Raw genomic sequence first — 22854 nt, 5'->3', positions numbered from 1 at the left:
ACACAAAAACAAGAGGCCGGTTCAATCTCTCTCAGGAATCCTTTCGAAAACCCTTCCGGCCTCTTGTTTTTTATTTGCTCAAACCCCGCAAATCCACTACCTACCAACGCTAAAACGATTTATCTTTGAAAGGATCAAAATCAATTTCCTGTAGCATGAGAAAAATCTCCCTTATCCTGTTACTCTCGTGCCCGGCCCTGCTGTATGCTCAAAAGCCCGTACAGTACGTAAGACCGGTCATCGGCACGGAGAAAATGGGACACACTTATCCCGGGGCCACCGTTCCGTTCGGCATGGTGCAGCTTAGTCCGGACACCGATACCATTCCGTATGAGATGAATGGCAAATACAATCCTGACGTATACAAATACTGCGCAGGTTACCAGTATACGGACCGCACCATTACCGGCTTCAGCCACACCCATTTCAGCGGCACCGGCCATTCGGACCTTGGCGACTTCCTCATCATGCCCACCACCGGGCCCCTGCAACTGAACCCCGGTACGGCAGACCACCCGGAGAACGGCTACCGCTCGCGTTTTTCGCACGACAATGAAACCGCCGAGCCCGCCTATTACAAAGTAAAGCTGGACGACCACAACATCCTCGCCGAACTTACCGCCACCAACCGCGTGGGCTTCCACCAGTACACCTTTCCCTCAGGCGGCGATGCCCACATCATTCTCGACCTGATGGCCGGCATCTACAATTACGATAACAAGAACGTCTGGACCTTCGTAAGGGTGGAAAACGATACGCTGGTAACCGGTTACCGGCAAACCAACGGCTGGGCACGCACCCGCACGCTTTATTTCGCCATGACCTTCTCCAAACCCATCAAAAAGTACGGCCACCGCAACTATGCGAACGACGTGTACAAAGGTTTCTGGCGCAAGTTCAACCAGGCGGAGAACTTCCCCGAAATGGCCGGCCGCAACCTCCGCGCATGGTTCGATTTTGATGCCAAAGCAGGAGAAAAGGTACAGGTCAAATTCGCACTGTCGCCCGTGAGCACAGAAGGCGCCCGGCGCAACCTGGCGGCTGAGATACCCGGCTGGGACTTTGAAGCGGTGAAACAGCAAAGCCAGGATGCATGGAATAAGGAGCTGTCTAAAGTAGCCGTAAAAACCATCCTCCCGGACGATCTCATCAACTTCTACACCGCGCTCTACCACACCTACCTGGGCCCCACCACCTATATGGATGTGGACGGCGGCTACCGCGGCATCGACCAGCTGAACCATACCGCCAACGGTTATACGAACTACAGCACCTTCTCCCTCTGGGATACCTACCGCGCCCTGCACCCGCTGTTCAACATCCTGCAGCCGCAGCGCAATGCGGATATGGTGCGCAGCATGCTGGAACATTACAACCAGAGCGCGCACAAAATGCTGCCTGTATGGAGCCACCAGGGCAATGAGAACTGGTGCATGATCGGCTACCACAGCGTGTCTGTGATCGCAGACGCCATCATGAAAGGCAATATCAAAGGCTACGACGCCATGCAGGCGCTGGAAGCGTGCGCCAACACCGCCCGTTACAAACCATACGACGGCCTGGAATGGTACATGCAAATGGGTTATGTGCCGGAAGATAAAAACGGCTCCTCCGTTTCGAAAACGCTGGAATATGCGTACGACGACTGGTGCATTGCACAGGTAGCCCAAAAGCTGGGCCGCCAGGACCTTTACGACGAGTTCATCAAACGCAGCACGAACTACCGCAACGTATTCGACCCTTCCACCGGCTTCATGCGCCCCCGCCTCAGCAACGGCGAATTCCGCAAGGAGTTTGACGTGCTCAGCACGCACGGCCAGGGTTATATTGAAGGGAATGCATGGAACTACAGCCTCTACGTGCCGCAGTATCCCGCTGAAATGATCAGCCTGATGGGCGGCCGCAAACAATTCACCAGCCACCTCGATTCCCTCTTCACCATGCACCTGCCCGATGCATTTTTTGCCGAAACGGAAGACATCACCCGTGAAGGCATCATCGGTAACTACGTGCATGGCAACGAGCCCGCCCATCACGCCGCATACCTCTACAACTGGACGGACGCGCCCTGGAAAACGCAGGAACGCACCCGCATGATACTCGGGAAAATGTACAAACCCACGCCTGATGGCCTCGGCGGCAACGACGACTGCGGGCAGATGAGCGCCTGGTACCTTTTCAGCACGCTGGGCTTCTACCCGGTTTGCCCCGGCTCAACGGAATACGCCCTCGGCAGCCCTGCCATACAATCCGCTGCCATACAGCTGGAGAACGGGAAGACCTTTGCCGTGGAAACCGTGAACCAAAGCGCGCAGAACGTGTATGTAAAGAAAGTGGTGCTGAACGGGAAAACGCTGCAAAGACCTTTCATCCGGCATGAAGACATCATGAACGGCGGAAAGCTGGTGTTCTACATGGACCGTAAGCCGGCCCGTTGATATAAAACAAAAACATCCCGAAGAGTCGGGATGTAATGTATACAGTGAACAATGAAATAGCAATTAGAGCTACTATTCCAGGATTTTTGATTATTTTTTAGTTGTTGAATACGAATACGGAAATGCGTCTTCCCTAGTACCCCTCACCTTCTCAGGCGCCGCCCCCATCACTACTTTCATCACCCCGCCATTCTGTATCTGGCTGTGGCTGATCCAGTTTTTCGTATGTGCTTTACCGTTAAGGGATACGCTTTGCGTGTAAACATTGGTCTTGCTGTTGCCCGGCGCTTCCACTACAAAACGTTTCCCGTTCTCCAGGGTCACCGTCATTTTCGGGAACAGCGGCGCGCCCAGCACGTACTGGTCTGTACCGGGGCAAACCGGGTAGAAGCCCATGGCTGAGAACACGTACCACGCGGAGGTCTGCCCGTTGTCCTCGTCGCCGCAATACCCGTCGGCGCCGGAATGGTACAGCCTGTCCATCACCTGGCGCACCCAGTACTGGGTTTTCCAGGGCTGGCCTGCGTAGTTGTACAGGTATATCATGTGCTGGATGGGCTGGTTGCCATGCGCGTACTGGCCCATGTTAGCGATCTGCATTTCCCTGATCTCGTGTATCACGCTGCCGTAGTAGCTTTCGTCGTACACGGGCGCCATCACGAATACGGAATCCAGCATTTTTGCGAACTGCTGGCGGCCGCCCATCAGCCCGGCCAGGCCCTCCACGTCGTGGAAAACGGACCAGGTGTAGTGCCAGCTATTACCTTCGGTAAAGGCGTCGCCCCATTTGAAGGGATTAAAAGGCGCCTGGAATTTGCCGTCTTTATTTTTGCCGCGCATCAGCTTTGTTTCCGGGTCGAAGATGTTGCGGAAGTTCTGGCTGCGTTTCGCGAAGCGGTCTATTTCAGCCTGCGGGCGTTTGAGCGCGATGGCCAGCTTGTAGATGGTAAAATCGTCGTACGCATATTCCAGCGTGCGGGCGGCGTTTTCGTTCACGTTCACATCGTAGGGAACATAACCCAGCTCGTTGTAGAACTTCACGCCTTTGCGGCCTACGGACGACATGGGTCCTTCATTTTCAGAATTCTTCAGGATGCCTTCGTACAATGTTTCGATATCATACCCACGGATGCCTTTCAGGTAAGAATCCGCGATGAGAGAGGCGGAGTTGGAACCGATCATGCAATCGCGGTGGCCGGGGCTTGCCCATTCAGGCAGCCAGCCGCTCTCCTTGTAAGTATTGGCCAGCCCTTCCATGATGTGGCTGTTCAGCTCGGGATACATGAGGGTAAAGAAGGGGAACACGGCGCGGAAAGTGTCCCAGAAGCCGTTGTCCGTAAACATATACCCGGGCAGTACCTGGCCGTTGTAGGGGCTGTAATGCACGATCTTGTCGGCCGCGTCGTATTCGTAGAACTTGCGGGGGAACAGCAGCACGCGATAGAGGCAGGAGTAAAAGGTGCGCACCTGGTCTGAGGTACCGCCTTCCACGAGCATCCTGCCAAGCTCTTTGTTCCAGCTTTGTTTGGCTTTTTGTTTGGTGGCGTCAAAGCCGTCGCTGCCTACCTCGCGCTGGAGGTTGAGGGCGGCCTGTTCGGGACTGATGAAGGAAGAGGCCACTTTCAGGTGCACCTTTTCGCCTTTGACGGTTTTAAAGCCCACGATGGCGCCAACGTGGTCCGCTTTGTATTCCAGCGTGTCTTTCGCCAGCCGGCTGCCGTTCCAGGCGTGCGCCACGGTAAACGGCTTGTCGAAGGTGATGATGAAATAGTTCTTGAAGTTCTCGGGCACGCCGCCGCTGTTGCGGGTGGTGTAGCCGATGATCTTATTTTCTTTCGGGATGATCCTGATATACGATCCCTTGTCGAATGCGTCTACCACTACAAACGCGCTGTCTGTAGCGGGAAAGGTGAACCGGAACTGCGCGGCCCTTTCGGTGGGCGTGATCTCCGTGGTGACGTCCGCATCGGCGAGGTATACGCTGTAATAATAAGGTTTGGCCACCTCCGCTTTGTGGGAATACCAGCTGGCGCGGGCATCCTGCGTGAATTGCAGCTTCCCGGTAACGGGCATGATGGCAAACTGGCCATAGTCGTTGATCCAGGGGGAAGGCTGATGGGTTTGTTTGAAACCGCGGATCTTGTCCGCACTGTACTGGTAAGCCCAGCCGTTACCCATGGTATTGGTTTGCGGCATCCAGAAGTTCATAGCCCAGGGCACTGCGATCGCGGGATAGGTGTTACCGTTAGACAGGCTGCCTTTGGAATCGGTGCCCATAAGGGGGTTCACCCATTCAACAGGGTCTGTTACTTTGAGGACTGTTTGAGCGGTGGAATGTAAGCTGGCGGTAAGGGCAAGGATACACCATGCGAATTTATTCATTGCAAAATCGATTTTGTTAAAAAAGAGGGGCCGGCCCAGGAATGGGCCAGCCGTTAGATGCTACTCTTTATTGTTTGTATGATAAGCACTTGTTCATAGGGGTTATTGATCATAACCCGGGTTCTGTTTCAGATTCTTGTTCAGTACCATTTGCTGATAGGGAATCGGGAACAGGTTCCATTTATCGGCACCGGACGCGGAGTGATCCCACCAGGTTGCGGTCGTAAATTTACCAAACCTAATCAAATCTGTACGTCTTTTCCCCTCAAAAATAAACTCGCGCCCCCGTTCTGCCAAGAATTCGTCCAAAGTTAATTCAGGAATTGTATAAGCCGCTGTGGGCCAATCTGTTGCAGAGAAGGCTCTTTTTCTCACCTCATTCACCAGGTTCACGGCTTCCTGGGTGGCTACCCCCCCGTTCTTCCGCATCAAAGCCTCTGCCTTATTGTAATAGATCTCCGCCAGGCGGTACAGCACAAAGTCGTTATTCCAGTACTGGGCGGTGTTGGTCTGCTGGTCCGGCAGGTACTTCGCAAAGCGCGCCCCGCTGTTCTCCTCCCCGTCCATCATACTACCCGGGCCGGTCTGTCCCTGGGAATTTTTGCGGATCTCTTTCACGAAGATAAGGGGTTTTCCGTTATATTCTTCAGTACCCATCACCAGCGAATCGGCAACTCCCGTTCTGAGCGATGGATGTTTCTTCAGCTCGCCGATCAGCATCCAGTTCTTTTTACGCAGGTCATTATCCGCAAAGGCGTCGTAAGCCGTCGGGATCACCACGATGCCGTTGTTGCCCCTGAAGCTGGCGTTGTAGGCGTCTTTCTGTACGTAATGCCAGAGATCGCCCTCCCATCCGAAGCGGAAATTACCGATCGCGTAGTCGTATGCGATCTGGAAAAGATTCTCCGGGCTCTGGTGGTTGGTGGTGGAAAACGGCCGCATGATGTCTGTCTCCAGCTTAGGCACGCCGCCGGACAGGGAGCCGCAGCTGCCGTCGAGTATTTTGTTGCAGGCCGCTACGCATTCATCCCATTTGGGTGTGCCCGCCCACTTCTGGGCATTCAGGTAAAGTTCCGCCAGCATAGCGTAACCGGCTGCGCGGGTAGCCCGGCCCACCAGCTTTTCTTCCAGCTTGGGCAGCAGGTCCACATTTTCTCTCAGCTCCTTTTCGATGAATGCCCATACCTGCGCGCGGGGCGCGTTCACCGGGCTTTGGGGTATCCCCACTTCGGTAACGATGGGAATATTCCCGTAAAGGTCCATCAGCTTCAGGTAATGCCATGCGCGCAGCACCTTGGTTTCAGCGATGATGGATGCCTTTTCCTCGTCCGGCATGCCGATGGTCTTAAAGTCAACGGCAGAAAGGTCTTTAATGGTATTGTTACAAAAGCCCACTCCCCAGAACATCAGCCTCCAAGGGTTCCAGGCATTGTTATCGTTCGCGATCCAGGTATGACGGTGCAGGCGTATCCAGTCGCCGTTATCGAACCCGTGCCGGCCTTTGGTAGGCCAGGCCAGCTGGTCCGCACTAAGCTCGCTCACGCGCCAGTAGCCTACCTGCCCGGTGGGCGCGGCCCATGCGTTGGCGTGGGTGAAAGGCCTGAGCACAGCGGCCATCACTTCCGTGCGGTTATTGTAAAAGTTCTCCGCCGGTATTTCGCTGTATACTTTTTCGTCCAGGTTGGTACAGGCCGAAGCGCCGGTAAGTAAAACAGCCAGGCCCCATACTTTATGTTTCTTTTGCATGATCTTCATTTTTTGGAATTTTTAGAACCCGAGGTTAAGGCCTACGGTGAAAGAACGTGTTCTGGGATAAAAACCGCGGCCGTCGATGCCGGTAGTGGTGCCGTTGTCTTCCAGTTCAGGGTCCAGGCCGCTGTAGTCAGTGATGGTCACGAGGTTGCGGCCGGCTGCGTACACGCGCAGGTTGCGGATGTAGTTGTTTTTGAACTTGAAGCTGTAGCCCAGCGCAACGTTATCCAGTTTCACGAAACCGCCCGGTTCGAGATAATAATCGGAATACTGGGCAGGAACTTTCAGGCTCGCGTGTTTGGTGAGGGCGCTGCGGAGCACGTTATTGGGCAGCCAGCTCTGGTTGCCGAAGTACATTTCCTGGAGATTCAGGATGTCGTACCCGAGCTTGCCACGCCAGAAAATGGTCAGGTCCCAGTTCTTATAACGCAGGTTGTTGTTCCAGCTGAACATTACCTTGGGCACGCCGTTGCCGATCACGCCCAGGTCGTCTTCCGTGATAGCGCCTGCTTCCACCCTTGAGCCGTCTTTTTTGTAGAACAGCCAGTTGCCCGCATCATCAAAGCCTGCGAAACGTTTGCCATAGAAGTTACCCAGGGGGCCGCCTTCCACTACGCGTATAGCGGGACCCAGATTGCCGGGGGAAGGCAGATCGCCGAAGGTGAGCCTGTCCAGCCGGTAAAGGTCATTGGAAATGGAAGTCATTTTGTTCTGCTGCCGGTTGAACGTTACGTCTGTGCTGTAAATGAAATTCTTCGTCTGCACCGGTGTGCCGCTCAGCACTATTTCAAAGCCTTTATTGGAAATGGAACCAACGTTCGTGTAGATCTTGCTGGTCACGAAAGGCGGCAGCTGCGTATCGTACTCGTACAGCAGGTCTTCCGTATTACGCTGGTACACGTCGAATGAACCGCTCAGGCGGCCGCCGAACAAGGCGAAATCCGTACCCAGGTTCCATTCTTTTTTCTTTTCCCAGCGCAGGTCAGGGTTCGGGTTGCGGGAAGGGCCGAAGGTCTGGTACCATTCGCCGTTTTGCAGGTAAGCGCCGCCTGTTCCGAGCAGTATCAGTGAGTTGTAGCTGGTGAAGCCGGAGTTGCCCGTCACGCCGTAACCGCCGCGCAGCTTCAGCTGCGTGATGATGCGGTTGCCTTTCAGGAAATCTTCTTCATGCAGCGACCATCCGAGTGAGAACGCCGGAAAGCTCGCCCATTTATTGTTCGCGCCGAACTTGGAAGAACCTTCATGGCGAAGGATCGCCTGTGCAAAATATTTCTGTTTGTAAGAATAGTTCACCCTTCCGAAAAACGCCACCAGCTTATAGTCTGTTTTGTTGCTGGCCATGCCCGCCTTACCCTTGGTAAGATAAAGGCCGTTGCCCAGGTTCCAGTCCTGGAACGCGTCTGTGAGGAAGCCGGAGTTGTTGGCGCTGTATGTTTCAACGGTATTGTAGTAATAACTGTAACCGGCTACCGCTGAAATGGTGTGATCGTTATTGATCGTGGTATTGTAATCGAGGGTGGATTCCAGGGTCTGGTCCAGCTCCATGCGGTTGCCTTTGTATGCGTAGCCGCCGCCTTCGTAGCTCTGTTGGGATGACTGTGATGCGCGCAGGCGGTACTGGCGGTCGTTCCAGGTGTTCTTCACCACTGCGCCGAATACGGACGCGCGAAGGCCCTTAATGATCTCCAGGCTCACCTTGCCGTCGCCCTGAATGGTCTGCTGGTCTCTTTCGCTCAGTTCCTGCTCCAGGCGGGCAATGGGATTGAAGTTGTTGAACGCGGAGGTTTCCAGGTAAGAACCGTCAGGATTTTTAACAGGCGCGGTAGGATTGCGCTGAACGGCCTGTTCAAAATCTCCGGCGCCGCCGCCGAGCAGGTCCGCCTTGTTGAAGTTGGCCGCGAGGTTGGCCGTCATGCTCAGTTTGCCCTGCAGGCCCACCTGGTTCACGTTCAGGCGGCCGCCGTACTGGTTGCGGAAGTTGCGCTTGGCAATGCCTTCGCCGCGGTTGTAATACACGGCTGCGCGGTAGTTCGATTTGTCGGTACCGCCGGTGGCAGAGAGCGTGTAATATTGACTGAGATTGTCTTTATTGATCAGCATGTCGTAGATGTCCGTATTGGCGCCGAGGTCGTTGGCGGGCGACAGCTTACGGAATTCATCTGCATTGAGCATGTCCGGCCTTTTGGCGATGGCGTCTCTCTGCAGGTAGGTGGCGAAGTTGTATTGCGGTTCGCCGCCCCTGCCTTTTTTGGTGGTGATGAGAATAACGCCGCCGGTACCGCGTGTGCCGTAGATGGCGGCGGCGGAACCGTCGCGGAGCACGTCTATGGAGGCAATGTCTTCCTGCTGCAACAGGTCTAGGTTTCCGCCGGGCACACCGTCTATCACAACAAGCGGCGCCACGGCGCCGCCGAGCGTGGTGATACCGCGCATCTGCACGCTGGCGGATTGGTTGGGGTTGTTGCCGTTCACACGGGTGATGCTGAGGCCGGGTACCTTACCCTGCACCAGGTCCATGGGTGAGCGGGCAACGCCCGGGTTGAAGTTCTCCGCTTTAATGGAGGTAACAGCGGAAGTGATCTCCTTTCTTTTGAGTGTGCCGTAACCTACCACCACTACGTCTTCCAGCGTTTTGGACGAAAGCTTCAGCTGAACGTTCAGCGTGGCGTTCCGGCCGGCCGGGATGGTAATGGTCTCGTAGCCGATGTAGGAAAATTCCAGCTGCGCTTCCGCGTTGGGAACGCTGATGCTGAAAGTGCCGTCTGCCACGGTGGAAGTGCCGGTAGTGGTGTTCACTACCCTGACAGTTACACCGGGGAGTGGCGTCTGGTCCTTTGCGTCCGTCACCTTACCGCGTATGGTGATGGATTGTGCATAGGTGAGGGAGGTGGTGAGCAGCATCAGGAAGCTCAGCCAACTCATGCGCATGGAAAACGTGGATCTCATTTTCATTGCAGTTGAAATTGGTTTGGTTAAAAAGTTATGACATGGGAAGTCCTGCCGCCCTGTTAAGGGCCGTTACGTAAATGCAAAAAGATTCCCCTGCGGTGTTTTCAGCACACCGTACAAAATCGATTTAGCAATGGGTTTAATAATGGCGGAATGGGTTGGGCAGTTTAGTCTGCCGGTTTGCTACCTTTTCATTGTTAGTAAATTGAGTTTTTTCAAAAAGAGGATCATAGCGGTGGAACCCGTTACCCGATCCGGTTTGGTTTCTCGTTTTCCGGGAGTAGATGTGGTTCACTCCCGTCTGGTCTCATTGTTAGCGTTTTGTTCTTGCGTGCATACATGCGTTATGCACGTTTTTTAGTTTCACTGTTGTGTTCTGGAAGTAATTAATTCTCAGCGACTTCCTTGGTTTCACTGTTCACAGTCCCGCTGGTGTTGCATGCAGCGATGCTGTTGGTTTTTCAATTGACATCCGAGTTGGCTAAATAATATTCGATAACGCTTCCTTCCTCTTCCTGCACGAACAACAATGCTCCCCGGCGTGGTTGCCCGGGTGAGCATGATCCTGGTCTCAACACTGTCAGGTTACGTGACTTGATATAAATGAATAACCCGCCTGTGGCTCATTTCCTCCTGCTAAATGCAAAATCGATTTAGCATTGATCTTAAAAAAAAGGCCCGAAGGACTTTTTACCGGCGAACCGGAAATGAAAACACTTCATAAATGTATAATTTATTTGCGAAAATTAACACCATTTTAAGCAAAAAATATTTGCGGGGAGGCTGGAATGCTGAAGTGGTAAGGGTTTGAGGGAACATTAATAATTTATATGACTATCCGCCTGTTTATATTGACACATGGGAAAAATCCTTTTTTGTGAGAAGCAGTGGAGAATTTCGTGCAGGAGAAGCGACGAAAAAACCCGTCATTGCGAGGAGCAGCGGAATACGGCCACGGCCTGGGCTAATTTAATAAAAAACGCAGTCACCGCATTCTCACGCAGACCCCCGCTTAATAAACTTCCCGGGTACCTGTACCTGGCTTTTCTTCACGTACCGCTGGCTTTTGTCCAGCTGGTTCATCAGCAGCCCCATAGCTGTTTTTGCGATCTCCTCGATCGGTTGCTGCACCACCGTAATGCCGGGAGGGTACAGCCGGAAAATATCATGGTCATCAAAACAGATCATCGCTATATCGCCGGGGATCTTTAAATCCAGGCCGGCAATGCTTTCCAGGCCAAGAATGCCCAGGTAGTTCGTGGAAAAGAAAAGAGCGTCCATCCCCTTATTGTCTTTTATAAACTGCTGTATGCTACGGATGGATTCTTCGCGTGGACTGTCGTACCCGATCTTGAGTATCTGCTTATTCTTCACGCTGATACCATGGTTGCGGAGGGTTTCTTTGTAGCCCTGCAACCTGTCCTGCACCTGCACCAGTTCCATATCCACGGTTACAAAGCCGATCTTTTTATACCCTTTGTCCAGCAAATGTTCCATGCCCTGCTTCACACCCCCGATATTATCTATCAGCACATATGGAACGGCCAGGCCGGGAAAATAACTGTCCATCAGCACTACCGGGCGCTTATGTGCCAGCAGCTGCTGGATATCCTTTTCCATACCGGCTGCGGGGGTGATCAGGTAACCGTCCACCTGCTGGCGGCTGAGCATACGGATGAGGTCGCTGCCCTTCTGGGCATTGTTCTCGGTGCTGCAATAAACGATGTTGTATCCGAAACGGTCCGCTTCGGTTTCAATCACTCTCGCCAGCGCGGCAAAAAAACTGCCGGAGATGCTTTCCACGATGAGTCCGAGGGTTTTGGACTGGCCGGTACGGAGGTTCACCGCCACGGAATGCGGCTGGTAACCGGTCTTTTTGACCACGGCCATCACCTTTTCCGCCAGTTCGTCGCTGATGCGCATCTGGCGGGCTTTCCCATTTAGTACAAACGACACTGTGGAAGGGGCTACTCCCGCCATTTTTGCCACATCTTTAAGGGATAATCGCTTCATTTCCTGGCCTTTCATATCTTTCATGTATACAGCTACAATTTTTTTGGTTGGCCGGATGCGGCTCGATTGAGGTTGATTTTGTCTTCAAAAGCGGAATTTACAGCAAAAAACCGGGAATTCAGGAAGCCCCGGGCAATATTATTGTGTTTCAAAACAATCCCGCACCGGCTTTGGCCGGCGGCACCCCCACACTCCCAACATGCTTTGCGGCGGCGCCTTAACGCTCCCGGATATACTAAATACCCAGGGAATTGTCCACCCTCCGGTAATTCATCCGCCACAGGATATTAGCCAGCTTGCGGGCGGTGTTCTTTACAAAAGTTTCGCTCTTTTCAGGAAAATACACATGCAGGGATTCGTGCAGACTCACTTCCAGGTGCTTGCGGCCTTGCAGCCTGCTGTCTATCACAATGGTATTACAACCGTAGTCAGACATCCCGTAGGCTTTTTCCCGTCCCAGTTTCTTATAGATGACTTTCATACTCCTGTATTTGAATTAAAGGTACGAAGAAAGCTCAAGGACGGCGGATCATTATGTGACGTGTACACGTTATTTCGTCCTTGCTGACCTGCAGGTAGGTGAACCTGATATTGCTGTAATTTTTTTTGTTCGACATAATTACGGCCAGCCTCTTCGCGATGTTCCCTGAAATGCGCGCCAGCTCTGAAGAATCACTGTCGCAGTAATACACGGATGAATTGATGAAGGTTACCTGGAAAGTTCCCGTGCTGTTGTCGTTCTGCAGCGCAAAGTCGTCGTGGGCAAGGCTTACCTCGCAGCCGCATTCTTCCTGCAATTGCTGCCGGAAACGTTTTTCGCCGTCGGAAAGGAGTTCCCTGCCAGTGTTGCAGGAAATCATGAGCAGTAAAACCAATGCTATAAACCGGTTCATTTTATGCTTCGCCATTTATACTGAGATCATATATTTTTTTGCGGGTAAGATTCACTTTCATAAAGTTATATAACATAAATGCTGTTGTTTCAATTTTTCATAAAAATAAAAAAGGTTGCGGCCGGTAAGCCGCAACCCTTGCATCTGCATATGTTCCCGTTTATACTGCTTCTGCCTTGAAACCCGCTTTCTTCACGGTGTTTTCCACTTCTTCCGCTGAGAGCGTGGTGGTGGAAACGGTCAGTATCTTGTCTGGATTGTTGATGTCCACTTCCCAGTGCGCGATCTCCTTTTCGCCGTCCAGGTGAGGGCTTACGGATCGGATGCATCCGCTGCAATTGATGTTGGTCTTGAATTTTAACGTTTTCATGATGTCCTGTTTTTATGTTTCTGTCAGATTTTTGAAAGCTTTAAACGCAGGCTGTTGCTCACGACGGACACGGAACTGAGCGCCATGGCGGCGCCTGCCAGCATGGGGTCCAGCGCAAAGCCGGTAATGGGGATGAGCAGCCCCGCCGCCACGGGAATACCGATCACGTTGTAAACGAAGGCCCAGAAAAGGTTCTGGCGTATCAGCCGCACGGTTTTCCGGGAAAGGCGGATGGCTTTAGGTATCTGCTGAAGGTCGGAAGAAATGAGGGTCATCATTGCCACGTCCATCGCAATGTCTGTGCCTTTGCCCATGGCAATGCTTACATCCGCCTGCGCCAGCGCGTGACTGTCGTTGATGCCGTCGCCCACCATCGCCACAGTTTTGCCTTCCTGCTGCAATTGTTTGATGAAATCCGCTTTACCGGAGGGCAGCAGCCCCGCCTGCACATGCCGGATGCCGGTTTCCCTGGCCACCGCGGCGGCGGTCTGCGGATTGTCGCCCGTGAGCATGTACACTTCAATGCCCATTTCCTGCAAACGTTTCACGGCGGCGGCTGAGCCGGCTTTCACTTTGTCCGCAATGGCGATCACCGCCAGGGCCTGCTGCGCGTCCGCGAACCAGATCACGGTGTGTGCGTTGTTCAGCCACAGGTCCGACTGTTTCCGCAGTTCCGCGGGAATAACAATGCGGTGCTCCTCCAGCAGCTCCCGGTTGCCCGCGTAAAAGGTCTTCTTGTCAGATGTTCCTTTAACACCGCGCCCGGTGATGCTTTCAAAGTGTTGTAATCCAGGTGTGGCAATACCGTCCAGGTGTTTCACAATGGCCTCCGCCAGAGGGTGCTCGGATTGTTTTTCCAGCGCGTACAGCACGCCGGTGTATTGCAGGCGCTCCTGCTCCGTGCGCCACAGCTCACCGGTTACAGCAGGCTTACCTTCGGTAATGGTGCCGGTTTTATCGAGAATGAGCGCTTGTATGCGGTACGCTTTTTCAAGGCTTTCCGCGTCTTTGATCAGGATGCCGTTCTCCGCGCCTTTGCCCATTCCCACCATAATGGCGGTAGGCGTGGCCAGGCCCAGCGCGCAAGGGCAGGCGATCACCAGCACGGTTACCAATGCCAGCAAACCCTGCGTAAGCCCGTTCGTTCCTCCCCAGGTCATCCAGGCGGCAAAGGCCAGCAGCGCAATGCCGATCACAACAGGCACGAAAATACCGGCCACTTTGTCCACCAGCTTTTGCACCGGCGCTTTGGAGCCCTGGGCTTCCTGCACTTTACGGATGATCTGCGCCAGCAGCGTATCGCCGCCCACCTGTTTCGCCCTGAATCGGAAACTGCCTTTCTGGTTAAGCGTTCCGGCAAATACGCCGCTGCCGTTCTCTTTGGCCACGGCCACCGGTTCGCCGGTGATCATGCTTTCATCCACATACGACCTGCCCTGGATCACGGTACCGTCCACCGGCACCTGTTCGCCCGGTTTTACCAGCAATACGTCATTAACCTGCACTTCCGCCAGCGGCATCACTTCTTCGCGGCCATCCTGGCCAATGCGCGTAACCGTATTGGGTTGCAGGCCCATCAGCTTTTTGATGGCGGAGGAGGTGGAGGCTTTGGCCCTTTCTTCCAGCAGCTTGCCGAGTAAAATAAATGCGATCACCACCGCTGCGGCCTCGAAGTACACATGGGCGTGCAGACCGCGGCTGTGCCAGAAATCGGGGTTCAGGGTGTTGAATATGCTGAAGATATATGCAATGCTGGTGCTCTGGGCTACCAGCGTGTCCATGTTGGCTTTGCCGTTGCGCGCCTGTTTCCATGCGTTAGTGAAGAACTGCCGGCCCAGCACCAGCACTACCGGCGTGGCCAGGGCCCACATGATGTAATTGGCGTAAGGCATTTCCATCCAGAACATGCCGATAACGACCAGCGGGATGGAAAAGATGACGGCCCACAGCGTTTTTTGCTTCAGGGAGCGGTAATGGGCGCGCTGGTGGTCTTCCAGGCTGCCGGTCATATTATCGGTGAGCAGGTCGTAACCTACGGACTGTATGGCTTTTTTCCATTCGGCGGGGTTGGCGGCTGAAGGGGAATATTCCACGAGGGCGGAGCTGCTGGCAAAATTCACGGCTACGGAGAGGATGCCGGGCTGTGCCATCAGCATGCTTTCCACTGAGCCGGCGCATGCCGCGCAGCTCATGCCTGTAACCGGGAAGCTTTGTTTTACCGTTTGTTCCATTGTATTCATCATCGTTTCTTTTTGATGATACAAAGGTCCGGCAGAACCGCTGCCCGGCTGTTATACAATTAGGGGAAAGATTTACAAGATTTTCCGGAAGAGCCGGAAGGCTTTACAGTGGCTCATTCCGGGGTGCGGGCCGCATTCCTGGGCGCCTCTCCTTTCGTTCTGAACAGGGCGGCGGTACGCCTGGGGTTGCCTACCACCCATACCACGTCGCCTTCTTCCAGCATCATGTCCGAAACAGGGTTCAGGATGCGTTCTTCCCCGCGCTCGATGCCCACTACCATGCTATGCGCCAGCTCGCGGATACCGCTCTGGCGGATGGTTTTACCGAACACCTGGCTGCCGGACTGCACGTCGTAACGGCGGAGCTCCACTTCCGAACGCGCATGCTTCAGCGCGGGCACGTGATAGTCGATATAGCTGCGGAAAGCGGTGATCTGCTCGTCCGTACCAATTACCTGCAAACGGTCGCCGGGGTACAGCCTTTCGGATTTAGGCGGGATGGGGATCAGCCGCTCCCCTCTTTCGATGAGGGCGATGTTCACACCGTATTTCTCGCGCAGGCCCAGCTCTTCGAGGGTTCTGCCCACGCCTTCCCAGTCTGCATGTACATTGAAAGAAGCCAGGTGAGCGTCCCAGGGGGCGAGCACGGGCTCTTTTTTCTTCTGCGCTTCGGCGGCGGCTTCGCGGGCATTGAAGTTGGAGAAGAAGCGGGCTTCCAGCCGGTCGTAGAACACCTGTATGCGCCTGGAAAAAATGATCAGCACCGCCACGATCAGCAGGGTAACGGTGAAGGCTATACCAAAAGAAAAGAACCGGCCCAGCATAAAGCCGATCAGGAACACAGAAAGCGTGATGCGGGCGATGCGCAGCAGCACCAGCGGGCCTTTGTATTTGTTCTGCGAGCGCAGGTTCGAAAACGCTTTTCCCTGCACCTGCCTCACTGCCAGCGCCCAGAGGAACGGAACCATGGCAAGGAAGGTAACCACGGCGGTCACGATCTTGCCGGACCGAACGCCCACCAGCTCATTGGCTTTGGGAAGAATATAGATGGAAGAAAGCAGGCCGATGGCGATCAGTATCACGGAGCAAACCACGGTATTGGTAAGGTAGCCTTTGAGCAATACCTGCCAGTCGGAAGCCTGGGAGATGGTTTGCGCGCCGCTGCTGTAGCGGGCCAGGGAAGTTTTCCATTTTTCAGGCAAACGTTTATCGAGCCATCCGTAAAACGGTTCGGCCACTTTGATCATGTAAGGCGTGGTGAAGGTGGTGACAGCGGAAACCGCCACTGCAATGGGATACAGGAAATCGCTGGTCACTTTCAGCGTAAGCCCCAGCGTGGCGATGATGAACGAGAACTCCCCGATCTGCGCCAGGCTCATACCGGCCTGGACGGAGGATTTCAACGGCTGGCCAGATAAAACCGCGCCCAGCGTGGTGCTGAGCGTTTTACCCACCAGCGTGATGACAGTAATGAGAATTACCGGTCCAAGATAACGCTGCAACATTTCCGGGTCTATCAGCATGCCGACTGACACGAAAAATATCGCGCCGAACAGGTCTTTCACCGATTTCACGAGGTGTTCGATCTTCTCCGCCTGCGTGGTTTCCGCGAGGATGGAGCCCATGATGAAAGCGCCCAGGGCAGCGGAAAAACCCACCTGCGTGGCCAGCACCACCATCAGCAAACACAAGGCGATAGACGTGACCAGCAAGGTTTCCTCGCTCATCAGCTTCTTCGTTTTCTTCAGAAAAGTAGGTATGAAAAATATGCCACCGATGAACCAGAGAATAAGGAAAAACACGAGCTTCACTACGGAGATCAGCATTTCCGTGCCGGCGAACTGCTGGCTCACCGCGAGGGTGGAAAGCAATACCAGCAGCACGATCGCGATCAGGTCTTCCACTACCAGTATGCCGAACACCAGCCCGGCGAACTTCTGGCCTTTCACGCCCAGCTCTTCAAACGCCCTGATGATGATGGTGGTGGAGGAAATGGAAAGAACGCCGCCGAGGAAAATACTGTCCATCGTATTCCAGCCCAGCAGCTTACCGGTGGCATAACCAAAGGCCAGCATCACCACCACTTCCACTAAAGCCGTGATAGACGCGGAACCGCCCACTTTCATCAGCTTTTTGAAACTGAACTCAAGGCCCAGGCTGAATAAAAGGAAGATCACACCGATCTCGGACCAGATCTGGATGTTGTCTTTTTCCTGTACTGTAGGGAACAAATCGAAGTACGGACCTACCAGGATGCCGGCTATCAGGTAGCCGAGCACCAATGGCTGCTTCAGTTTTTTAAAGATCAATGTCGTAACTGCCGCGGCCCCCAGGATGAGGGCGAGGTCCGTAATAAGATTTGGTAAATGAATCATACTCCCACCTGTTTTCGTTATCGATTGTGGCTAAAATAACGAAAAAATCCGGGAGAGCGGGTCAATAAAGAACAAGGAATGCAGTACGGTGGCTGCATTCCTTGTCAACAAAGGTCAAATCGGGAATATTAAAATCCTATTAAAATTATTTGCCTGCCCATTGTTTGTAGCGGAGCAGCCCTTCGAGGAAGTAATAATCAGCGTAAGACAAAGGCACGTCAATCTCGGATTTACCGGGCATGGAGCCGGTGCTGTGCATGAGAATGAAGTTGTTGTTCCCCCCTTCTTTGGCGCGGTAAGCAGGGCTTGCGAGGCTTGCCAGGGCGTCCGCACCGGCGTTCCAGTAACGTTTGCTTTCGGCTTTGCCGGTATAGCGGCTCAGCTCCAGCAGCGCGGAAGCCATTACAGCAGCGGCGGACGCGTCGCGGATGGCGTTGGGGATTTCAGGCGCATCGTAGTCGTAGTACGGCACCAGGTCTTTCGGCATGTGCGGGTGATTGAGCATGTAATCGGCGATGTGGCGCGCCTGGTCCAGGTATTTTTTGTCTTTGGTTTCGCGGTACATCATGGTGTAACCGTACAGGCCCCAGGCCTGGCCGCGGCTCCATGCGGAAGCGTCGGAATGGCCCTGGTGGGTCTTTTTGGCGAACACCTGGCCGGTAATGGTATCGTAATCAATTACATGGTAAGAGCTGTAGTCGTCGCGGAAATGGTTTTTCATCGTGGTGTTCGCATGGTTCACCGCGATCTGGTAAAAAGTGCTGTCGCCGCTGTTTTTGGTGGCCCAGCAAAGCATTTCCAGGTTCATCATGTTGTCTATGATCACGGGGCATTTCCAGCCGGCATGGTCCCAGCTGCGGATGGCGCCGATAGTGGGCTTGTAGCGCTGTATAAGCGAGCGCGAGCTGGTAATCAGGATGTCTTTCACGCCAGGCGTGCCTTCCAGCCGCAGTTCGTTACCAAAACTGCAATACATCAGGAACCCGAGGTCGTGTGTATTGGTACGGTACTGGTCCGGCAGCAGGTATTGCTGGCGCTTGAGGGCTTCCTGTTTAAATGCGGGATCTTTCGTGAACTCATAAAGGTACCAGCAGCTGCCGGGGTAAAAACCTGCCGTCCACCAGTTATACTTCGCCGTCATAAGGCTGCCGTCTCTGTTGGTGGAACGCGGGAAAAGGGAATCAGGCAGCGACTGCATCATGTGCTTATACTGCTTTGCGGAGAACTGGAGGCTTTCATCTGCCAGCGCTTTCATCTGCTTTACAGACAACTTCGTCTGCGCCTGCGCGTGGAAAGTGCCGCAGGCAAGTAATAAAAAGACAATTTTCTTCATAATGTGGATCATTTTTTCTTTTTGGGAACTCCCGCGGAGCTTTCCCTTGTCACTAGCTGTATTGGCACAATTTCCTGTGAATGCCTGTACGCAGGCGGATGTTTGGCTTGTATGAGGTCCATCAGCGCCGCTACCACCCTTTCGCCCATGGTGGCGGGGTATTGGTCTACAGACGTGATGGCCGGCGTTACGATCTCTGTGCGCGGGTCGTTGGAATAACCTACGATCTTGCAGTCTTCCGGCACGTTGATGCCGTTTTTGCGGCAGTATTCCAGCAGGGTGATGGCCGTGGTATCGTTGGTGGCAAAGATCCCGTCCGGGATGGGCTTCTGGGAGAAGATCTTCTCCGCGGTGGCCCATGCGTTCTCGCGGGTGAGCTCGTGGAAGAATACGCGCGACTTGCTATAAGGCCGTTTATGCCTTTGCAGGCCTTCCTTGTAGCCGGCCAGCCTTTCCTTGTAAAGGTTGCAGGTGAGCGGGCCGGAGATGTGCACGATGTCTTTACAACCCTGTTCTATCAGGTGTTCCGTGGCGAGCAGGCCGCCGAGGAAATCATCTCCTTTGATCACCTTCACGTTGTAATCTTTGTTGGGAACGCGGTCGAAGAAAACGAGGGGAATATTTTGCTGTTTGAATATGTCGAAATGAGAAAAATCGGTGGTGTACAGTGTGGCTGAAACCGCCAGCCCGTCTACGCGCGCGGAGTAAAGAGTATTGGCCAGCGCTATTTCCTGTTCGAGAGAATCGTTGCTCTGGCAGATGATGAGGTTGTACCCGTATTCCATCAGTTTATTCTGGATGATGGTGCTGATGGTGGCGGGGTAGAACATGGAGATGCGCGGCACGATGAGACCGATGGTCTTGCTTTTGTTGTTGCGCAAACCGGCGGCCATGGCGTTGGGGCGGTATCCCAGCTTGCGGGCCATCTTCTTCACCCTGTCCTTCGTTTTAGCGCTGATGTTTGGGTGGTCATTCAGGGCACGGGATACTGTAGACACGGAGAGGTTCAGCTCTTCCGCGATATCTACGATTGTTTTCTCAGAACGTACAGACATATTGGTTTGTTAAGTTTACCTGCCCATCCAGCCGCCGTCTACCGTCATTACAGTGCCGTGCATATAGCTGGATGCGTCAGAGGCCAGAAATACGACCGGTCCCGTAAAATCTTCCGGCTCGCCCCAGCGTGCGGCGGGGATGCGTTCCAGGATGCCCTGGCTGCGCTTTTCATCGGCACGCAAAGCGGCGGTGTTATCCGTGGAAATATAACCCGGCGCAATCGCATTCACGTTCACGCCGCGGGAAGCCCATTCGTTGGCGAAAGCTTTGGTGAGCTGTCCTACAGCGCCTTTGCTGGCTGCGTAGCCCGGCACGTTGATGCCGCCCTGGAAAGTAAGCAGCGAAGCGGTGAATATTACTTTACCCTTGCCGCGTTCCAGCATTCCTTTGCCGATCTCCCTGGTAAGGATGAACTGGGCCGACTGGTTGATGGCGATCACTTCATCCCAGTATTCGTCCGGATGCTCCGCGGCAGGTTTGCGCATAATGGTACCGGCATTGTTCACGAGGATGTCTATCACCGGAAAATCCTTTTGGACCGTTCCGATAAAATTATACAATGCTTCGCGCTTCCCAAAATCGCATTGGTAAGCTTTAAAGCGGCGGCCGGTGGCTAGCACTGCTTTTTCTACGTCGCTGCCGTTCAGTTCGAGGGAGGCCGATACGCCGATGATATCGGCTCCGGCCTCTGCCAGGGCCACTGCCATGGCTTTGCCGATGCCTCTTTTACATCCTGTTACCAGCGCGGTTTTGCCTTTGAGGCTGAAAAGATCGAGTACGCTCATCGTGCGGGATTATTTTTTACTTGTAAATTTTAACCCTCACAGGCCTGGCAAGGCGTGCCGCCTGCTGCCGGAGATAAGCAAACCATTGGTCTGCGCCGGTAATAACGCCGGCCTTATCCCAGGCTCCCCCTGTGTAGTAAGTTACAGATTTGTTTTTATCCGTTGCGGAAACAGTCAGAATGTGACCTTTCTCCACTTTCATTTCTTTTACCGGGTTCAGTACCACGCAACCGATGCCGGTAGTGCCGTCTTCCCCGTGGCGGGGCTCCCAGTAGCCCATTGCGCCGGTCTTTTCATCCAGCCAGATCGTGCCGGCTTCCTTGCGTTTGCTGATGCCGATAGCCACGGGCAGCGTGTCCGAATACCGGATCTCCATTTTGCTAAGCTGCGCATGCGCGTCGATAGATACGGTCTTGGTAACGCTCACCTGCCTGCCGCTCACGTTCCAGGGCTCATATCCCAGTTCGAACGTGGTGCGCAGCGCACCGCTGTCTATGATCCTGTGGCGGGTGTAGTTCCTGGAATGCCAGATGCTGTCTGCCACATACGGCGCAATGCCGCCCGCCCCCAGCATAAGGCCCACATGATAATAATCCAGGCCGTCGCCGTCGTCTTTATGGTAATTGGTGCGTTTGTACCATTTGTCTATCACGAGGTTACCGGTGCGTTTGTTCCAGAAGTCAACGCCATAGGCCATTTCCTTCGGAGTGGCTTCCAGTGCCCTGCCGTACATACGGAAGGCTACGCGGTCGTTTTCCCAGGCAAAATCATCTTTCCTTTCGGGCACGTAGCGGCCATACGTTTTCTTTACAACCGGCTGAGGCAAACCTTCCTCCAGCGTGGCCATTACCTTGCCGCCCGCTACCAGCGGGGCATCCACCAGTATCTTCACCGGTTCTTTGCCGCCTTCGTATAATATTTGGTATGGGTACTCTTCCCCGGTGATCGTATTGGTTATCTTGAAAGCCCCCCTGCGCAAGGGTCTCCAGTGGTCAGCGAGCGTTTTGTAATCCAGTTCCACCAACCCGGCGGGAGCGCCTGCGGGGTTATAGAGTTCGATCGTCACGGGCCATACCTGCTCTTTCAGGCTAAGCTTCACCAGCTCCGAACCAGCCAGCAGGTACGCGCCTACGCCATATACCTCTGTATCGTCTGCCGTGGCTGTGCCCGGCGCTGCGGCGATCATTTGCACAAAACCCAGCTTGCCGTTGGGCTGCACGCAGGATTGAAGGGCCGCCCAGCCTTTCACCAGCACGGGGCGGTAAGTAACTTTCGGCAACAGGCCGTTGTTAATACCCCAGCTGATGGCGTAGAGGAAAAAGCCGGTGCCGCTGGTCTCTTTAGCGGGGTAACTTTCCTGGTCCAGCAGCGCTGCATGCCAGGTGCCGTCAGCATGCTGGAGCGACGCCACCTTCGCGGCCATTTCCTTGAACTGCTGCTCGAAAGCTGCGCGGGCAGGGTCGCCCGGCCTGATGTTGTTCATCATCCGCACCAGCCCACCCATCACCCAGCCGTTGCCGCGGCTCCAGAACACAGGCTGGCCGTTCTTTTCTTTCTGGTTGAAGTAACGCCCGTCGCGGAAGTAAAGCTTATGTTCTTTGCTGTAGAGATAACCGGATGTTTTCCACCACAGCTTGATAGCAGTTTGCAGGTATTTCGGATCGCCTGTAGCCGTAGAAAGATAAGCCAAGGCGGGCGGACCCATGAACAGCGCGTCGCACCAGGCCCATTCGCGCATGTGAATGTTATTCGTCCATTCCAGGCTTTCCGTGTGCGGCTGCGCCACAACACTGTCTGCCAGCGTACGCCAGCGGCGGATCATATGGTCTTCGCCGTAAACATTGTACAGCTGCGAATAGGTTTGCCCCACGCAATAGTCGTCCGCAAAAAAGCGGCGGCGGCCCGCATCCCAGTTGTTCTGGTCTGCAATGTTGATCAGGTGCTGGAAGTACTGTTGCTCGTTGGCCAGTTCCGCAAATGCGTACACGCCGGCATACAGCGCGCCGTTGGTCCAGTCGGTTTTGGGATGCTGCCATCCTTCCTTTTCCAGGTGGCGGAACTGCCAGCCGGCCACTCTTTTCATGGAAGCCATGATGGAATCAGGAAGAAGGCGTTCCTGTGCGCTGGCGGAAAACGCTGCGCCCAGTGCTATGCAGGAGCATATGCACCATTGAGTGAATTTCTTCATGGATCTGAGTATCAGTTGTTTTCAGTATATGCGTTGCCGTTAATGCGGCATTGCTCACGGGAATTTATGTTTGTTGTGCT

At 54.1% G+C, this 22854-nt stretch carries 14 protein-coding genes; 1 reads left to right on the top strand and 13 read right to left on the bottom strand.

Features of this window, described 5'->3' with window-relative positions; translation table 11 throughout:
* The first annotated feature begins 155 nt into the window (after window positions 1–155).
* A complete protein-coding gene (locus ACTJIK_RS07985) occupies window positions 156–2438 on the top strand; it encodes a GH92 family glycosyl hydrolase (RefSeq protein ID WP_440645834.1) in 2283 nt (760 codons plus the stop codon).
* A gap of 90 nt (window positions 2439–2528) precedes the next feature.
* On the opposite strand, the gene ACTJIK_RS07980 is transcribed toward ACTJIK_RS07985, so the two are convergent.
* From ACTJIK_RS07980 to ACTJIK_RS07920, 13 genes are all read right to left on the bottom strand, one after another.
* A complete protein-coding gene (locus ACTJIK_RS07980; RefSeq protein ID WP_440645833.1) occupies window positions 2529–4820 on the bottom strand; it encodes a GH92 family glycosyl hydrolase in 2292 nt (763 codons plus the stop codon).
* 102 nt (window positions 4821–4922) lie between these two features.
* Entirely contained in the window at window positions 4923–6566 is a 1644-nt protein-coding gene (locus ACTJIK_RS07975; protein ID WP_440645832.1) for a RagB/SusD family nutrient uptake outer membrane protein, read from the bottom strand.
* Window positions 6567–6587: 21 nt separating this feature from the next.
* Window positions 6588–9518: a SusC/RagA family TonB-linked outer membrane protein gene (locus ACTJIK_RS07970; RefSeq protein ID WP_440645831.1), complete on the bottom strand. Its 2931-nt coding sequence runs from the start codon at window positions 9516–9518 to the stop codon at window positions 6588–6590.
* Between the two features lie 999 nt (window positions 9519–10517).
* Window positions 10518–11558, bottom strand: coding sequence for a LacI family DNA-binding transcriptional regulator (locus tag ACTJIK_RS07965; protein ID WP_440645830.1), 1041 nt, complete (start codon window positions 11556–11558; stop codon window positions 10518–10520).
* A 211-nt stretch (window positions 11559–11769) separates the two neighbouring features.
* Complete coding sequence (locus ACTJIK_RS07960; RefSeq protein WP_346315945.1) at window positions 11770–12015, bottom strand: hypothetical protein; 246 nt, start codon at window positions 12013–12015, stop codon at window positions 11770–11772.
* A 34-nt stretch (window positions 12016–12049) separates the two neighbouring features.
* Window positions 12050–12427 carry a hypothetical protein gene (locus ACTJIK_RS07955; protein ID WP_440645829.1) on the bottom strand — a complete coding sequence of 126 codons (378 nt, stop codon included), beginning with the start codon at window positions 12425–12427 and terminating at the stop codon, window positions 12050–12052.
* 160 nt (window positions 12428–12587) lie between these two features.
* On the bottom strand, window positions 12588–12797 hold the full coding sequence (locus ACTJIK_RS07950) for a heavy-metal-associated domain-containing protein (RefSeq protein WP_440645828.1): 210 nt from the start codon (window positions 12795–12797) through the stop codon (window positions 12588–12590).
* A 23-nt stretch (window positions 12798–12820) separates the two neighbouring features.
* Window positions 12821–15040, bottom strand: coding sequence for a heavy metal translocating P-type ATPase (locus ACTJIK_RS07945; protein ID WP_440645827.1), 2220 nt, complete (start codon window positions 15038–15040; stop codon window positions 12821–12823).
* Window positions 15041–15150: 110 nt separating this feature from the next.
* Window positions 15151–17412 (bottom strand): cation:proton antiporter domain-containing protein, encoded by a 2262-nt coding sequence (locus tag ACTJIK_RS07940; protein ID WP_440645826.1) that lies wholly within the window; start codon window positions 17410–17412, stop codon window positions 15151–15153.
* Between the two features lie 145 nt (window positions 17413–17557).
* Complete coding sequence (locus tag ACTJIK_RS07935) at window positions 17558–18745, bottom strand: glucuronyl hydrolase (protein WP_440645825.1); 1188 nt, start codon at window positions 18743–18745, stop codon at window positions 17558–17560.
* 8 nt (window positions 18746–18753) lie between these two features.
* Window positions 18754–19800: a LacI family DNA-binding transcriptional regulator gene (locus ACTJIK_RS07930; protein WP_440645824.1), complete on the bottom strand. Its 1047-nt coding sequence runs from the start codon at window positions 19798–19800 to the stop codon at window positions 18754–18756.
* Window positions 19801–19815: 15 nt separating this feature from the next.
* A complete protein-coding gene (locus ACTJIK_RS07925; RefSeq protein WP_440645823.1) occupies window positions 19816–20586 on the bottom strand; it encodes an SDR family oxidoreductase in 771 nt (256 codons plus the stop codon).
* 16 nt (window positions 20587–20602) lie between these two features.
* Window positions 20603–22774: a glycoside hydrolase family 88 protein gene (locus ACTJIK_RS07920; protein WP_440645822.1), complete on the bottom strand. Its 2172-nt coding sequence runs from the start codon at window positions 22772–22774 to the stop codon at window positions 20603–20605.
* Between the last annotated feature and the right edge of the window lie 80 nt (window positions 22775–22854).

The organism is Chitinophaga sp. 22620, assembly GCF_052044405.1.
Classification (GTDB): Bacteria; Bacteroidota; Bacteroidia; order Chitinophagales; family Chitinophagaceae; genus Chitinophaga.
This window is presented reverse-complemented; position numbering and strand designations above follow the sequence as displayed.

Bases quoted from the DNA above. Each gene is read 5' to 3' on its own strand.
- ACTJIK_RS07970 (WP_440645831.1), bottom strand. From the start codon at position 9,518: ATGAGATCCACGTTTTCCATGCGCATGAGTTGGCTGAGCTTCCTGATG.
- ACTJIK_RS07960 (WP_346315945.1), bottom strand. From the start codon at position 12,015: ATGAAAGTCATCTATAAGAAACTGGGACGGGAAAAAGCCTACGGGATG.
- ACTJIK_RS07955 (WP_440645829.1), bottom strand. From the start codon at position 12,427: ATGAACCGGTTTATAGCATTGGTTTTACTGCTCATGATTTCCTGCAAC.
- ACTJIK_RS07940 (WP_440645826.1), bottom strand. From the start codon at position 17,412: ATGATTCATTTACCAAATCTTATTACGGACCTCGCCCTCATCCTGGGG.
- ACTJIK_RS07950 (WP_440645828.1), bottom strand. From the start codon at position 12,797: ATGAAAACGTTAAAATTCAAGACCAACATCAATTGCAGCGGATGCATC.
- ACTJIK_RS07945 (WP_440645827.1), bottom strand. From the start codon at position 15,040: ATGATGAATACAATGGAACAAACGGTAAAACAAAGCTTCCCGGTTACA.
- ACTJIK_RS07965 (WP_440645830.1), bottom strand. From the start codon at position 11,558: ATGAAAGATATGAAAGGCCAGGAAATGAAGCGATTATCCCTTAAAGAT.
- ACTJIK_RS07980 (WP_440645833.1), bottom strand. From the start codon at position 4,820: ATGAATAAATTCGCATGGTGTATCCTTGCCCTTACCGCCAGCTTACAT.
- ACTJIK_RS07930 (WP_440645824.1), bottom strand. From the start codon at position 19,800: ATGTCTGTACGTTCTGAGAAAACAATCGTAGATATCGCGGAAGAGCTG.
- ACTJIK_RS07985 (WP_440645834.1), top strand. From the start codon at position 156: ATGAGAAAAATCTCCCTTATCCTGTTACTCTCGTGCCCGGCCCTGCTG.
- ACTJIK_RS07935 (WP_440645825.1), bottom strand. From the start codon at position 18,745: ATGAAGAAAATTGTCTTTTTATTACTTGCCTGCGGCACTTTCCACGCG.
- ACTJIK_RS07920 (WP_440645822.1), bottom strand. From the start codon at position 22,774: ATGAAGAAATTCACTCAATGGTGCATATGCTCCTGCATAGCACTGGGC.
- ACTJIK_RS07975 (WP_440645832.1), bottom strand. From the start codon at position 6,566: ATGCAAAAGAAACATAAAGTATGGGGCCTGGCTGTTTTACTTACCGGC.
- ACTJIK_RS07925 (WP_440645823.1), bottom strand. From the start codon at position 20,586: ATGAGCGTACTCGATCTTTTCAGCCTCAAAGGCAAAACCGCGCTGGTA.